Annotated in this window: 11 protein-coding genes; 5 read left to right on the forward strand and 6 right to left on the reverse strand. The window is 63.3% G+C overall.

Translation table 11 applies throughout. From position 1 onward, the window contains the following. Nucleotides 1-36: 36 nt before the first annotated feature. Nucleotides 37-972 carry a DMT family transporter gene (locus N5B55_RS04265; RefSeq protein ID WP_304539241.1) on the forward strand — a complete coding sequence of 312 codons (936 nt, stop codon included), beginning with the start codon at nt 37-39 and terminating at the stop codon, nt 970-972. Nucleotides 973-1,043: 71 nt separating this feature from the next. On the opposite strand, the gene N5B55_RS04270 is transcribed toward N5B55_RS04265, so the two are convergent. Next, the gene (locus N5B55_RS04270; protein WP_304539242.1) at nt 1,044-2,849 is read right to left on the reverse strand and encodes a S10 family peptidase; all 1,806 of its coding nucleotides are present in this window, start codon (nt 2,847-2,849) and stop codon (nt 1,044-1,046) included. Between the two features lie 607 nt (nt 2,850-3,456). On the opposite strand from N5B55_RS04270, the gene N5B55_RS04275 reads away from it, so the two are divergent. Continuing rightward, on the forward strand, nt 3,457-4,044 hold the full coding sequence (locus N5B55_RS04275; RefSeq protein ID WP_009238573.1) for a malonic semialdehyde reductase: 588 nt from the start codon (nt 3,457-3,459) through the stop codon (nt 4,042-4,044). A 60-nt stretch (nt 4,045-4,104) separates the two neighbouring features. Here N5B55_RS04275 and nth read toward each other — a convergent pair whose 3' ends face one another. Together nth and rsxB are read right to left on the reverse strand one after the other, a co-directional pair. Then, nucleotides 4,105-4,749 (reverse strand): endonuclease III, encoded by a 645-nt coding sequence (gene nth / locus N5B55_RS04280; protein ID WP_304539243.1) that lies wholly within the window; start codon nt 4,747-4,749, stop codon nt 4,105-4,107. 12 nt (nt 4,750-4,761) lie between these two features. Then, nucleotides 4,762-5,592 (reverse strand): electron transport complex subunit RsxB, encoded by an 831-nt coding sequence (gene rsxB, locus N5B55_RS04285; RefSeq protein WP_178959831.1) that lies wholly within the window; start codon nt 5,590-5,592, stop codon nt 4,762-4,764. A gap of 140 nt (nt 5,593-5,732) precedes the next feature. Here rsxB and N5B55_RS04290 point away from each other — a divergent pair, with 140 nt between their 5' ends. Continuing rightward, nucleotides 5,733-6,428 carry a TetR/AcrR family transcriptional regulator gene (locus N5B55_RS04290; protein WP_012761622.1) on the forward strand — a complete coding sequence of 232 codons (696 nt, stop codon included), beginning with the start codon at nt 5,733-5,735 and terminating at the stop codon, nt 6,426-6,428. Nucleotides 6,429-6,498: 70 nt separating this feature from the next. On the opposite strand, the gene N5B55_RS04295 is transcribed toward N5B55_RS04290, so the two are convergent. Then, nucleotides 6,499-7,770: a polyhydroxyalkanoate depolymerase gene (locus N5B55_RS04295; RefSeq protein ID WP_009238569.1), complete on the reverse strand. Its 1,272-nt coding sequence runs from the start codon at nt 7,768-7,770 to the stop codon at nt 6,499-6,501. A gap of 205 nt (nt 7,771-7,975) precedes the next feature. Beyond that, nucleotides 7,976-9,172, reverse strand: coding sequence for an amino acid aminotransferase (locus N5B55_RS04300; RefSeq protein WP_304539244.1), 1,197 nt, complete (start codon nt 9,170-9,172; stop codon nt 7,976-7,978). A 336-nt stretch (nt 9,173-9,508) separates the two neighbouring features. Between N5B55_RS04300 and uvrB the strand changes: the two genes are divergently transcribed. Together uvrB and N5B55_RS04310 are read left to right on the forward strand one after the other, a co-directional pair. Beyond that, on the forward strand, nt 9,509-11,599 hold the full coding sequence (uvrB, locus tag N5B55_RS04305; protein ID WP_304539758.1) for an excinuclease ABC subunit UvrB: 2,091 nt from the start codon (nt 9,509-9,511) through the stop codon (nt 11,597-11,599). 163 nt (nt 11,600-11,762) lie between these two features. Next, on the forward strand, nt 11,763-13,847 hold the full coding sequence (locus N5B55_RS04310; protein ID WP_304539245.1) for a site-specific recombinase: 2,085 nt from the start codon (nt 11,763-11,765) through the stop codon (nt 13,845-13,847). On the opposite strand, the gene rbsK is transcribed toward N5B55_RS04310, so the two are convergent. Continuing rightward, a complete protein-coding gene (gene rbsK, locus N5B55_RS04315; protein WP_304539246.1) occupies nt 13,844-14,809 on the reverse strand; it encodes a ribokinase in 966 nt (321 codons plus the stop codon). The two genes, N5B55_RS04310 and rbsK, sit on opposite strands and share 4 nt — an antisense overlap. Nucleotides 14,810-14,822: the final 13 nt, after the last annotated feature.

Here is a 14,822-nt window from a genome sequence, read left to right on the forward strand (position 1 = left end):
CTCCAGACGGCGACCCCAACAAGAACGCCGCATGCCATGAGACAACCGATCGCTTCCCCCCTCGCAGCACGCGCCGCCGACAAGCTCTTCGGCGTACTGCTGATCGCCGTGTCTGCCGCATCGTTCGGCGCGATGGCCATCTTCACGCATTACGCCTATGCGAGCGGTGCCAACGTCGTTGGTCTCCTGATCGTGCGCTTCGTGATCGCGGCTGCTGCGCTGATGGCGGTGATGCGTGTTCGTCGCATCGGCATGCCGCCGTGGTCGCGTGTGGCGGGGCTCGCGGCGATGGGCGGAATCGGTTATGCCGGGCAATCGTTCGCGTTTTTTACGGCCTTGAATTACGCACCAGCCAGCCTGGTGGCGCTGCTGCTGTACCTGTATCCGATGTTCGTGACAGTGCTGGCAGCGCTTTTCCTGCGCGAGCGGCTGACCGCCGGGGCAATCATCGCGCTGGTGCTGTGCTCGGTGGGGGCGGGGCTGACAGTGGGCGGTGCAGGGCTGTCGGGGGGCAGCGTGCTTGGCATTGCGCTCGGCGTGGCTTCCGCGGTGATCTACTCGATCTACATCACGGTCGGTGCCCGTGTGACGCGCGGGCTCGATCCACTGGCGTGCACGACCGTCATCTGTACCGCTGCAGCCGTCGTGTACACGGGGATGGCGTTGCTCGGTGCGCCGGCGCATCTGCCGGGCACGTTCAGCGGCTGGGCCGCGGCGCTGGCCATTGCAGGCTTGTCGACGGTGGTGGCGATTCTGACCTTCTTTGCCGGCCTGCAGAAACTGGGGGCGGCGCAGGCGTCGATGCTGTCGACGCTGGAGCCGGTGGTGACCGTGCTGCTCGCGGCGTTGCTGCTCGGCGAGTCGATCGCGCCCATGCAGATGACCGGCGGCGCATTGATCCTGGCGGGCGTGCTGTGGTTGACCCGCGCAGATGCCAAGCCTGCCGGTCACAGCGCGGACGAAATGGCCTGAAGCGGAATCTTCACGGCCTAAAAAAACCGCCCAGCAAGAACTGGGCGGTTTTGCTTTCGGCCTTCAGGCGATTACTTCTTTGGGCCGCTCGGCAGGCGTTGCAGGCTCTGCACCCGCATCAGGGCCGGACGATCGGCCATCACGCCATCGTAGAACGAAGCCAGGTCGCCCTTGAGTGCGGTGCGCGACGCATCGTTCAGATAGATCATGTGGCCCGACGGATAGTTCTTGATCGTCACGTTCTTCGCCTTGAGTGTCGGATCGAGCGGCATTTGCGCCAACGTCAGCTCGGTCTGGTGGAACGGCGTGACGGCGTCGAAATAGCCGCTCGCCTGCAGCACCTTCAGGTCGGGGTTCAGGCTCATCGTCGCGGCCAGGTCGCCAGCCGTGTACAGCGTATTGCCGCCGCCCTTGTTGGCACCCGTCGGGTCGATGTGACTGAAGTTCCAGTTGTTGAACACGGCGTCGTTCAGGTCCACGAACGAGGAGGTCGACGTGTACTTGAGCTGGGTGTTCAGGTAGCTGTTCCACAGCACCGTATACGCGCCCCCGATATTCGAGATCGACGGATCGTTGCTGCCCGAGTTCGGCAGGATGAACGGCGCAATGCCCTGGCCCGTGTAGTTGGCGCGGCCGTCATACTGGCCGATCTGGATGCCCGGGTTGAGCGTCAGGAAGAACGTGTACGGCGGGTTGTTGTTCTGCGACGGCACGTTGCCCAGCGCCGCCGGGTTGCCGAACGTCTGGATCAGCGAGACCGGATCGGTGCCGATGTACGAGCCCATCGTCTGCGCCGTCGCCAGGTTCAGGTTCAGGCGGACGTTGACGAACCCGCCATCTGCGGCGCTCGGTGCTTGTGCCAGCGGGGCGAGCGTGTTGTCGGCGTAGTTGCGGGCCTGGACCATGTAGCTGTCGAGGTCCGTCGGTGCCGGGTTGAGCGTCGTCTTCTTCCAGTAGAAGGCGTCGGCGGCCAGCGTCGGGAAAGTGCCGACGGCCGAGAGCGCATTCGCGTAGTCGAGGATCGACGATTGCAGCGTGATCCCGTTCAGCTCGATGCCGTCTTCATGCAGCACCCATGACAGCACCGCACTGCGCGCCGTGCCATACGACTCGCCATACAGGAACTTGGGCGAATTCCAGCGCGAGTTCTTCGTCAGGTAGCGCTGGATGAAGCGGTCGATGGAGCGGGCGTCCTGGTCGGTGCCCCAGAAGTCTTTGTTCTTGGCCGGGGCGATCGCGGCCGAGTATCCGGTGCCCACGGGGTTGATGAACACGAGATCGGAGCGGTCGAGCAGGCTGTCCGGGTTGTCGGGCAACTTGTACGGGGCAGGCGGTGTGAAATTCGGGAACGACGACTGCAGCCGCTTCGGGCCGAACGAGCCCAGCAGCAGGAACACCGACGACGAGCCGGGGCCGCCGTTATAGAAGAACGTCACCGGACGTGGCTTTGCCGGATCGGGGTTGTCTTGCGTGTAGGCCACGTAGAACATCGTCGCGTTCGATTGCGACGTGACCGGGTCGATGGTAGTCAGGTGGCCCGCGGTGGCCGTGTAGGCGATGCTCTTGCCGCCGATTGTCACCGTATGGTGCGTGATGGCCGCGCTTTCGCCCGGATCGGCGGCAAGTGCGTCGTTGGGCCCGGTGCCGTAGACGTTCGGGTCGACGTAGGGCTGGTCGGGCGGCACGGCGGCTGTCACCGGCTGTGTGGTTGCGTTGCCGGCGTTGGCGGCAACGCCGCTGGGGTTGGCCGTGGCGGACGAGTCTCCGCCGCCGCAACCCGCAAGCAGCACGGCGGACAGCGCCGCGGCCGCAAACGATACACCAAGGGTCCGGGACAAACCTGCAAAATCACTGGTCGATAACCTGGATTTTTTCATGGCGATAATGGCCTTTTTCAGGGTGACGAACGCCATCACTTAAAACGTGTGGTTTTAAGTGGGCTCCATATTCGCTTTGCGTTTTTTCATTTCTATGCGACGCGAAACGAATATTCTGATTTCCCGCCTTGTTTGCGGAAATTAATGCAATTGTTTTTTATTCGGCAAAAGAAGCCCCTGAAATCCAAGCGGATCTCAAAAAGAAATGGATTGCGGGGTCAAGCCCTCAAGGCGTTTGCGCAAAGCTTGGCAAGGGCTGTGCGAAAACATGGGGATGAACGGAACTACGCGCCCTTTTTAAAACAAGGCGCGAATCCGATACGTCCAACCCTGCGGGTAATGCAATGACGAACGAAAAAGTAGTTCGTAAGCAAACCGTTGTAAAGGGCTGTTTTTCATCGTGCGCGATGGACTGTAAAAATGGCCATGCCAATGCGGTGGTGCATCGCAGTAAGTGCGATTAAATACAAAGAAGGCATGTCGTTTTTTCTAAAGCCACTGGGCTGCTGATGGCGCCCGGGTGCCCATCCGGGGCGTGCGGGTGTCCGGCGCACACGGATATGGCGCATTACAATGCGGTCCTCAACTTTTTCCGGAGCACCTTGCAATGCCGATGCTTGAACCGTCCGCGCTGGACCAACTGTTCCACGCAGCCCGTACCCACAACGTGTGGCTGGACAAGCCGGTCGATGACGAACTGCTGCACACGCTGTATGACACCGTGAAGTACGGCCCGACTGCTGCAAACAGCACGCCGGCCCGCTTCGTATTCGTCAAGAGCGCTGCTGCCAAGGAGCGTCTGATTCCATGCATGTCGGCCGGCAACCAGGAAAAGACCCGCCAAGCGCCCGTGGCCGTGATCGTCGCGTATGACACGCAGTTCCACGAGCAACTGCCCAAGCTGTTTCCGCACGCCGATGCACGTTCGTGGTATGCCGGCGACCAGGCCAAGATCAACGCCGCCGCGCTGATGAACGGCTCGCTGCAGGGCGGCTATCTCGTGCTCGCCGCGCGTGCGCTCGGCCTGGATTGCGGCCCGATGGCCGGCTTCGATGCCGACAAGGTGAACGAGACGTTCTTCCCCGATGGTCAGTGGAAGGTCAACTTCATCATGAACATCGGCTACGGCGACGCCGAGAAGCTGCACCCGCGCAACCCGCGCCTGTCGTTCGAAGAGGCGTGCAAGATCCTTTGATCGACGACCGGTCGCGCAAAGAAAACGGGGACTCGCATCAGACGGTGCTGTCCCCGTTTTTCATTCCTTCGGCGCTGGCGTCTTCGGCCTGAATTCACACAGCGGCTCGATCGCGCAATGCCAGCACTCGGGCTTGCGCGCCTTGCACACATAGCGCCCATGCAGGATCAGCCAGTGGTGCGCGTCCTGCCGAAACGCCTCCGGCACCACCTTCATCAGCTTCAGCTCGACTTCGAGCACGTTCTTGCCCGGCGCCAGCCCGGTGCGATTGGCAACGCGAAAAATATGCGTGTCGACCGCGATCGTGGGTTCACCAAAGGCCGTGTTCATCACCACGTTGGCGGTCTTGCGGCCTACACCCGGGAGTTCTTCCAGCGCGGCGCGGTCACGCGGTACTTCACCGCCGTATTGGTCGAGCAGGATGCGGCACGTCTGGAGGATGTGCTTGCACTTGGTGCGATACAGCCCGATGGTCTTGATGTATTCGGTGACGCCCTCCTCGCCAAGCGCCAGCAGCTTGGCAGGCGTATTGGCCACCGGAAACAGCTTGCGCGTCGCCTTGTTTACGCCAACGTCGGTCGCCTGTGCCGAGAGCAGCACCGCGATCAGCAGTTCGAACGGCGTGGTGTATTCCAGCTCGGTGGTCGGCGTCGGGTTGTTCTCGCGCAGGGTCTCGAAGATGGCGTGGCGCTTGGCAGGATTCATCGTCGGGCTGGTTCAGTGGGCGTCTGCGTCGGGTTTGGTGCTCTGTTCGATCTGGCTGGCGATGCGCTTGCGGCGGGCTTCGGCCTCATCGATCTGGGCTTGCACGTCCGCCGTCACGTTGGTCACGTTGCGTGGACCTTGTCCGCGCGCGGCCATCTCGGCCTGCTTCTGGCGCGCCCGTTCAATGGCGGCCTGGATGATCGCCTTCTTGCGCGCTTGCGCGGCAACCTCAGCCTCATCGGCCGGTTGTTCAGCGCTGAGGGCAGCGAGTTTGGCCGCTGCCTTGGCGGCGAGGCGCGCTTCGTTCTCGGCTTGTTCGCGCTTCAGGCGCGCGTTGCGAAAGACGTAGCGGTCCCGCGCGACATCGGCCTGTTGCTGGCTCCAGGCATCCCAGCCCGTGCGGTCGCCGGTGACAGGGACCATGTCGATGCAATCGACGGGGCAGGGCGCCACGCAGAGATCGCAGCCGGTGCACCAATCTTCGAGCACCGCGTGCATTGCCTTGGGCGCGCCCACGATGGCGTCGACCGGGCACGCCTGGATGCACAGCGTGCAGCCGATGCAGCGTTCCGGGTCGATGACTGCGATGGCGCGAGGCTGTTCGATGCCGTTGGACGGGTCTAGCGGCAGCAGGTCACCCGTGTGGCCAAGTGCGTCAGACAGCCGGCGAATACCTTCCGCCCCGCCGGGCGGGCAACGGTTGGGGAGCGCCTCGCCGCTGGCCATGGCTTCCGCGTAGGGACGGCAGCCGTTGTAGCCGCACTTCGTGCATTGCGTTTGCGGCAGGAGGTTTTCGAGCCGGTCGGCCAAGGGAGCGGCCACGGCGGGGACCAAGGAAACCACGATGGGATTGATCGTTTGAATAGCCTGCCATTATCGCCGATTTGCCGGACGCGCAAGCGGTGCATGCCCTGAGATGTCATGCCGCGGGCACGTCTTAGCCCTATGACATAATTCCCGCGTTCAAAACGCACCGAGGTGCCATGCCGTCTCACACAGCTGCGCCGCTTGTCGACATCGAAGCCGATGCACATGGCGAATCCGCCGCACCCCGAACGCGTCGCGACCCCGCAGGCACGCGCCGACGCATTCTTGCGGCTGCAATCGAGGAGTTTTCGCGCGGCGGGTTTGCCGGCGCGCGCGTCGACGCCATCGCCCGTCGCGCTGAGACCAACGAGCGCATGCTGTATTACTACTACGGCAGCAAAGAAAAGCTCTTTCTGACCGTGCTCGAGCATATGTATTTCCGCTTCAAGGAGGCGGAAGAGCAGGTGCAGATCGAGTCGTCGGACCCGCGTGAGGCGGTCATCCAGCTTGCGCGGTTCGTCTGGGATTTCTATTACGAGAACCCCGAGTTCATCCGCTTGCTCAACAGCGAAAACCTGCACGAGGCACGGCATCTGAAGACCTCGCCGCACTTGGGCGAGCTGGTCAACCCGGTCATCGAGGTGCTGCGCGGTGTGGTTGAGCGCGGCCAGCGCGCCGGCATCTTTCGCGATGACGTCGATGTGTCGCGTCTGTATCTGACGATCTCGGCGCTGGGCTATTACGTGCTGTCCAACCGTTACACGATCAGTGCCGTGGTGGGGCGCGACATTGCCTCTGCCGACGAGCACGAAGCCTTCGCGCAACTGCATATCAAGATGCTGCTGGCGTATCTGGATCGGCCGAAGGGCTGATCGGCGAAAGCATCGTCGCGCAACAAAAAAAGCCTCGCAGTTGCGAGGCTTTTTCTTGGGTAGCTAAGGCTCAGGCGACGGCCTTGATGCGCGGTGCGGTTTCTTCGTTGCGGCGGATGAAATCACGCAACTGCGGATAAACCTGCTCGCGCCAGCGGCGGCCCGAGAAGATGCCGTAGTGCCCGCACTTGGGCGCCGTCAGGTGTTGCTTGCGCGTGCTCGGGATGCCGGTGCACAGGCCATGCGCGGCTTCGGTCTGGCCGCTGCCGGAAATGTCGTCCAGCTCGCCTTCGATGGTGAAGAGCGCGGTGCTCTTGATGTCCTGCGGACGCACCGGCTTGCCTTCCACCACCCACGTGCCGTTGGCCAGGTGGAACTCCTGGAATACGTCGCGGATGGTCTCCAGGTAGTACTCGGCGGCCATGTCCAGCACAGCGTTGTACTCGTCGTAGAAGCGCACGTGGGCCTCAGCGTCTTCTGTGTCGCCCTCGATCAGGTTCAGGTAGTAATCGTAGTGCGATGACAGGTGGCGGTCCGGGTTCATCGCCACGAAGCCGGCGTGCTGCAGGAAGCCCGGATACACCTTGCGGCCGTGGCCCGGATAGTTGGCGGGCACCGTGTAGATCACGTTGTTTTCGAACCAGCTATGCGCCTTGTTCGTCGCAAGCGAGTTGACGGCGGTCGGGCTCTTACGTGCGTCGATGGGGCCGCCCATCATGGTCATCGTGCGCGGCGTCTTCTCGCCGTCCGAAGCCATCAACGAGATGGCGGCCAGGACGGGCACGGTCGGCTGGCACACCGAGATCACGTGCAGCTTGTCGGCGCCAATGTGATTGATGAATTCGCGGATGTAGTTGATGTAGTCCGACAGGTGGAACGCACCTTCTTCAATCGGCACCATGCGTGCGTCGATCCAGTCGGTCACGTACACCTTGTGATCCTGCAGCAGCGTGCGCACGGTGTCGCGCAGCAGCGTGGAGTGATGGCCAGACAGCGGCGCACACACCAGCACAACCGGCTCATCCTTGAGCAGCTTGATGGTCTCGGCGTCGTCGGCGTAGCGCTTGAAGCGGATGAGGCGGCAGAACGGCTTCTCGATGATGGTCTGCTCGACGATCGGAATGTCGCGGCCGTTGGATTTGACGGAGCGGATGCCGAATTCCGGCTTTTCGTACTCCTTGCCCAGGCGATACAGCAGTTCGTAGCCCGCAGCGTAGCGCTGGGCGCCCGGCATCAAAGACAGCGGACTCAGGGGGTTGGTGAAAGTCTTGGCAGTTGCCTGGGCCCAAGCCGTCATGGGGCTGAGGAGGGCGCGCTGGAATTCGTGAAGCTGGTAAAGCATGGCTGGACCGGTCTTTGGTGGCGAGGACGACGCAAACGATTATGCACCTGAGTGCAGGTTACTGCGATGCAGCATAAACCCTGATACGAGAGTGTTGCGCTGCTTCTATGATGCGCCCGTGTCAGTCTATTCCCATGCAGCAAAAAAGCGGCCGAAGCCGCTTTTCTTTTTGCAATTGCCTGGAGGGCGTGACGCCTACGGCACCTTACAGCACATCTGCAATGGCGTTCACCACGGCGTCGATGTTGTGGGTGTTCAGCGCGGCCACGCAGATACGGCCGGTCGACACAGCGTAGATGCCGTGCTCGGTACGCAGGCGATCCACTTGTGCGGAGGTCAGGCCCGAGTACGAGAACATGCCGCGCTGTGCCTTCACGAACGAGAAGTCGGTCTTCACCCCCTTGGCGGCCAGTTTGTCGACCAGTGCATTGCGCATCGACTTGATGCGATCGCGCATTTCGCCCAGTTCCTGCTCCCACATCGCGCGCAGCTCGGGGCTCGTCAGCACGCTGGCGACGATCGTGCCGCCGTGCGTCGGCGGGTTCGAGTAGTTCGTGCGGATCACGCGCTTGACTTGCGACAGCACGCGCGTGGCTTCGTCCTTGCTGGTCGTCACGATCGACAGCGCGCCGACGCGCTCGCCGTAAAGCGAGAACGACTTCGAGAACGAGCTGGAGACGAAGAACGGCAGGCCCGATTCTGCAAACAGGCGCACGGCCAGACCGTCTTGCTGGATGCCGTCGGCAAAGCCCTGGTAGGCCATGTCGAGGAACGGGATCAGGTTCTTGGCGTTGATGACTTCCACGACCTGCTTCCATTGTTCGGTGGTCATGTCCACGCCGGTCGGGTTGTGGCAGCAGGCGTGCAGCACGACGATGGTGTTCGGCGCGTAGCTGTTCAGCGAATCGATCATGCCGGCGAAGTTCAGGCCGTGCGACGGGGCATCATAGTACGCGTAGTTGACGACTTCGAAGCCGGCCGACTCGAACAGCGCGCGGTGGTTTTCCCAGCTCGGGTCGGAAATGGCGACCTTGGCGTTCGGGTACAGGCGCTTGAGGAAGTCGGCGCCGATCTTCAGCGCGCCGGTGCCGCCCAGGGCTTGCGCGGTGACCACGCGGCCTTCGGTGATGAGGGGCGAATCAGCGCCGAACAACAGCTTCTGCACAGCCTGGTCGTAGGCGGCGATGCCTTCGATCGGCAGGTAGCCGCGCGGAGCAGCGGCGGCCAGGCGGGCCTTTTCGGCTTCCTGCACGGCGCGCAGCACCGGAATTTTCCCTTCGTCGGTGAAGTACACGCCCACGCCCAGATTCACTTTGGTGCTGCGGGTATCGGCGTTGAAAGCTTCATTCAGGCCCAGGATGGGATCGCGCGGAGCCAGTTCGACGGCGGAGAAAAGCGACATGAGATGTCTCGATCGGTTGGTTCGGAATTCAGTGGGATCTTGCAGGCGGTGCGGCGTGGACTCCGGGGCGGGTCGCCCGGCGCCAGATGCACAACGAGGCGCGCACGAGGATGAATTGTACCGAATACACGCTCTAATCGCCCGCAAAATCCTTGCAGAACAGGGGCCTAAAGCGGTTCAAAGGCCAGTACAGATGTGCGGCCCCGGCTGTCCAAACGATTGCTCGAGCTGCAGGCTACACTAGACGATTGGTTGCAATTGCCGCTGCTGCCCTCATCTGGACAGGGCGTGCGAGTCACTTTGTCGACTTCCCGCGCTGCCATCCTACCCGCCGCCATGACCGATCTGAGCCAAGTCCCCAGCCCGCACGACGAGTCGAAGTTCGTGACTTTCGAGGGTTCGCCGTTCCAGTTATACCAGCCGTATCCGCCGGCCGGTGACCAGCCCGAGGCGATCCGTCAGCTCGTCGAGAACATCGAAGACGGCCTGTCGTACCAGACACTGCTGGGCGTGACGGGCTCGGGCAAGACCTTCACCATGGCCAATGTGATCGCCCAGGTGGGGCGCCCAGCCATTGTGTTTGCGCCGAACAAGACCCTGGCGGCGCAGCTGTATTCGGAATTCCGCGAGTTCTTCCCGCGCAATGCAGTCGAGTACTTCGTCTCGTACTACGACTACTACCAGCCTGAGGCTTATGTGCCGCAGCGCGACCTTTTCATCGAAAAGGATTCGTCGATCAACGAGCACATCGAGCAGATGCGGCTCTCCGCGACGAAGAGCCTGCTGGAGCGCCGCGACGTGGTGATCGTGGCCACCGTGTCGGCCATCTACGGTATCGGCAACCCGAGCGAATACCACCAGATGATCTTGACGCTGCGCGCGGGGGACAAGGTCAGCCAGCGTGACGTGATCGCGCGCCTGATCGCCATGCAGTACACGCGCAACGAGACGGATTTCCAACGCGGCACGTTCCGGGTGCGTGGCGATACGGTCGACATCTTCCCCGCCGAGCATGCGGAAATGGCGGTGCGCCTGGAGCTGTTCGACGATGAAGTCGAATCGCTGCAGTTGTTCGACCCGCTGACGGGCCGGGTGCGGCAGAAGATTCCGCGCTTTACGGTGTACCCGTCGAGCCACTACGTGACGCCGCGCGATACCGTGTTGCGCGCCATCGAGACCATCAAGGCCGAGCTGCGCGAACGGCTCGATTTCTTCTACAAGGAAAACAAGCTGGTGGAAGCGCAGCGGCTGGAGCAGCGCACGCGCTTCGATCTGGAGATGCTGCAGGAGCTGGGCTTCTGCAAGGGCATCGAGAACTATTCGCGGCATCTGTCGGGTTCCGCGCCTGGCGAACCGCCGCCGACGCTGGTCGATTACCTGCCGCCCGATGCGCTGATGTTCCTCGATGAATCGCACGTGCTGATCGGGCAGCTGAACGGCATGTACAACGGTGACCGCGCGCGCAAGGAAACGCTGGCCGAATACGGTTTCCGCTTGCCTTCTGCGCTCGACAACCGGCCGCTGAAGTTCGCCGAATTCGAGACCAAGATGCGGCAGGTGACGTTCGTGTCTGCCACACCGGGGGATTACGAAAAGAAGACCGCCGGCACGGAAGTCGTGGAACAAGTCGTGCGCCCCACGGGCCTCGTCGATCCGTTCATCGAGGTGCGCCCGGCCACGACGCAGGTCGACGATCTGCTCTCCGAGATCCATGTGCGCGTCAAGGCTGGCGAGCGCGTGCTGGTGACCACGCTGACCAAGCGCATGGCCGAGCAGCTGACCGAGTTCCTGTCAGAGAACGGCATCAAGGTCCGCTACCTGCATTCGGACATCGATACCGTGGAGCGCGTGGAGATCATCCGTGACCTGCGTCTGGGGACGTTCGATGTGCTGGTCGGGATCAACCTGCTGCGCGAGGGCCTGGATATTCCCGAAGTGTCGCTCGTGGCGATCCTGGATGCGGACAAGGAAGGCTTCCTCCGCGCCGAGCGTTCGCTTATCCAGACGATCGGCCGCGCCGCGCGGAACGTGAACGGGACCGCCATTCTCTATGCGGATCGCATGACCGATTCGATGAAGAAGGCGATCGACGAAACCGAGCGCCGCCGCGCCAAGCAGATCGCCCACAACGAGGCGCATGGCATTACGCCGCGCGGCGTGGTCAAGCGCATCAAGGACATCATCGACGGTGTGTACAACGTCGACGATGCGCGCGCCGAGCTGAAGGCCGCGCAAGACGCCGCCAAGTACGAAGACATGAGCGAGAAGCAGGCGTCCAAGGAAATCAAGCGCCTGGAAAAACAGATGCTCGACCACGCCAAGAACCTCGAATTCGAAAAGGCGGCAGCGGTGCGCGATCAGCTTGCCAAGCTCAAGTCGCAGCTCTTTGGGGCGAGCGGCGAAGACCATATCGTTCCGGCCGCCTGAACCGCGCGGCCGTCGCTTGACACCTCGCTACCTCGTGCCGGGTAGCGGAGGTTGCTGTTGACACCATTTCGGATCAAATTCGGGCGGCGGTCGCGTCGTCTGACCGGGAAGCCGGCATCTGCGGCAGCGCGTGGCTGCGCGCGTCTGCCCTCAAGGGAGTTCGATGTTCAAATTTTTGCTTAGCCCGTGGCGCAAGTGGCGCGATTCCCGGCACGCCAGCCACCAACTCGATGCCATCCTGGCGCAGTTCGAGCCCACGCGCAGTCTCGCCGAACGCAATGAATGGCTCATCGAGCTGGCTTACTGGTTGCGCCGGGCGGACCGGCCAGCGGGGGCCGCATCGGAGTCCTGGCGTTATGCCCGCCTGCGTTATCTCCTGCAGGTGCTGGAAAACAATCCCGCCCTGGCAGAGCGTGTCGGGCGGACACTGCGTAGCATCGTGCAAGACAATGATCCGGTGTCGCTGCTGTGCGATACGGGGTTGTCCTCACGCTCCGGTTTCTGGAGCGAGTTGCTCGACCGCTGGCAGGCGCGTCTGCTGCCGCCCGCACCGAATCAGCCGCAGCTGGCGACATTGTTCGCGCTCATGTTTGTCGGGCCGACCGATGCGCAGTGGGTGGATGGCCTGGACGACGAACTGGTCGCGCGCCTCCACGCGCTGTTCCGCGCGGGGATGACCGCTGACGAGCTTGCAGCGGGCCAGACACGGTTGGAGCGCAGCCTCGGCATCGGTATCCAGATCCTGATCAGCCAGGTACGCGCGGCGGGGCTGTCGCGGGGCATCCGCAGCCGCATGGACCATGCGGAAATCACCGACTCTCCGTTCTATCTGCTGGCCGATGCGGCCAACGCGATCTTCCTGGAGCGACCCAACGCGGAGCTGGCAAGCCCCGAGCGGTTTCTGCAGGAACTGAACTATTTCCGCGCGGTGCTGGACCGTTGCCGCACGGCGACGGCCAGCGTGTATCAGCATCTGGACGAGAACGGCGTCTCGGTGGAGGTCGTGTTCCAGGTCGAGCGCATGAAGGCGTGGCTGGGCCGCATCGATTTGCTGCTGACGGCGTGGGCCGACGCCAAAGGCTCGCGCCGCTTCGTGCATATGACGGCCGAATTGGTATCGGCGAGCCAGCATCGCCGCAGCGTGGGGTATCTGATCCGCTCCACGTTTGCCGATCTGGCACGCAAGGTGGTCGAGCGGTCTGCCCAGAGCGGCGAGCACTACATTACGCGCGACAGCAAGGAATACGGCGCGATGGTCAAGGCGGCGGCCGGTGGCGGCGTCATCACGGCAGCGACGGTCTACATCAAGTTCTTGATCACGGGAGCGCATCTGTCGCGCTTTACCGAAGGGCTGTTCGCGTCGATCAACTATGCGGTCAGCTTTCTCGGCATCCATTTCGCGCATTTCACGCTGGCGACCAAGCAGCCTGCCATGACGGCGCCCGCACTGGCGCACCGGCTCGACCAGGTGGGCCGTCCGGAAGGGCTGGACCGCTTTGTCGACGACACCGTCGCCATGATCCGCTCCAACGCGGCAGCGATTGCGGGCAACCTCGTGGCGGTGGCGCCGGTGGCCTTTCTGGTGCAGTGGTTGGCCGGGCGGTTCTTCCATGCGGACCTGATTTCGGCCGCAAAAGCGATGGCGACCATCGATTCGTTTTCCATTCTTGGCCCGACGCCGCTGTATGCCATCTTCACAGGCGTTTTGCTGTGGGCGTCAAGCCTGGCCGCGGGTTGGGCCGACAACTGGTTTGCGCTGCACCGTGTGCACGACGTGATTGCCTACCACAGGCGCCTGCGTTTCATGGTCGGCCCGCAGGGGGCGCAACGCATTGCCAGCTTCTGGAAGCGCAATCTGTCGGGCATCGTGGCCAATGTGTCGCTGGGCTTCATGCTCGGGCTGGGCCCAGAAATCCTGTCGTTTTTCGGCCCGCATATGGAAGTGCGTCACGTCACGCTGTCAACCGGCGCGGTGGCTACCGCCGTGGGCGTGCTGGGGCCGAGCGTGATGCATACCACTGCGTTCTGGCTGGCCGTGGCCGGCATCGCGCTGATGGGCGTACTGAATGTGCTGGTGTCGTTCGCGCTGGCGTTCAATATGGCGATGCGCTCGCGCAACCTGCGTGGGGTCGATCGCAAGCGCGTGACGGGCGCCGTGTGGCGCCGCATCCTGCGGGATCCGTTGTGCCTGCTCGTGCCGCGCCCCCCGACTGCGAGCACACCCCCGAGCACCAGCACGCCGGTCTAGTGAGGTGCGGGCGCGGCCGGTGCGCCCAACTCGCTGCGGAACGGAATGGACGGCTGCGCGCCAAGCCGCGTGACCGACACGGCCGCCGCAGCTTGCCCAAACGCGATGGCGGCACTGGGCGCTGCGCCCTCTGCCAGAACCGCAGCCAATGCGCCCACAAACGTATCGCCGGCAGCGGTGGTGTCGATGGCTTGTGCAACGGGGGCAGGCATCAGTTGGCCCGCGTCGCCATCCACATAGGCAACGCCTCGCGCGCCCAGCGTGACAATCACGTGCCGCGCACCCTGCGCGTGGAGATCCGCGGCGGCATCCAGAGCCGCTTCCGGCGAATCGACCGGCCGCGCTGTGAGCAACGCGGCTTCGGTTTCATTCGGGATCAGGTAATCGCAGGCGGCGAGCCACGGGGTCGGCAATGGACCGATCGCAGGTGCCGGATTCAGGATGACCGTCTTGCCAAGCCGCTGGCCCAGCTTGAGCGCACATTCCACCGCATCCGGTGGTGATTCCAACTGACAGACGATCACGCGTGCGCGCTCGAACGCGGCACGCTGCGCTTCGATCATCGTTGGCGTCAGCATTTCGTTGGCGCCGGCCACGATGACGATGGTGTTCTGGCCGCTGTTGGCCACGGTCACGCACGCGATGCCGGTCGCCGCCCCGGCGTGCACCGACACCATCGATGTGTCCACGCCTTCGCGGCGCAGGCCCTCGCGCAACGCGGTGCCGTACGCGTCATCACCCACGCAGCCGAGCATGGCGACACGGGCCCCCAGGCGTGCGGCTGCCACGGCCTGGTTGGCGCCCTTGCCGCCGGGGATGGTTTCCAGCGCAGGGGCTGCAACCGTTTGCCCGGGACGCGGCAAGCGGGGCGTGCGGATCACGAGATCCATGTTCAGGCTGCCGACGATCAGCACGTCGGCAGCGGGGTGCGCAGAAGAGGCGGAAGGGCGCTTGGCCACCATGTCGGGACGACGT

The sequence above is a fragment of the Ralstonia pickettii genome, from assembly GCF_030582395.1.
Taxonomy (GTDB): domain Bacteria; phylum Pseudomonadota; class Gammaproteobacteria; order Burkholderiales; family Burkholderiaceae; genus Ralstonia; species Ralstonia pickettii_D.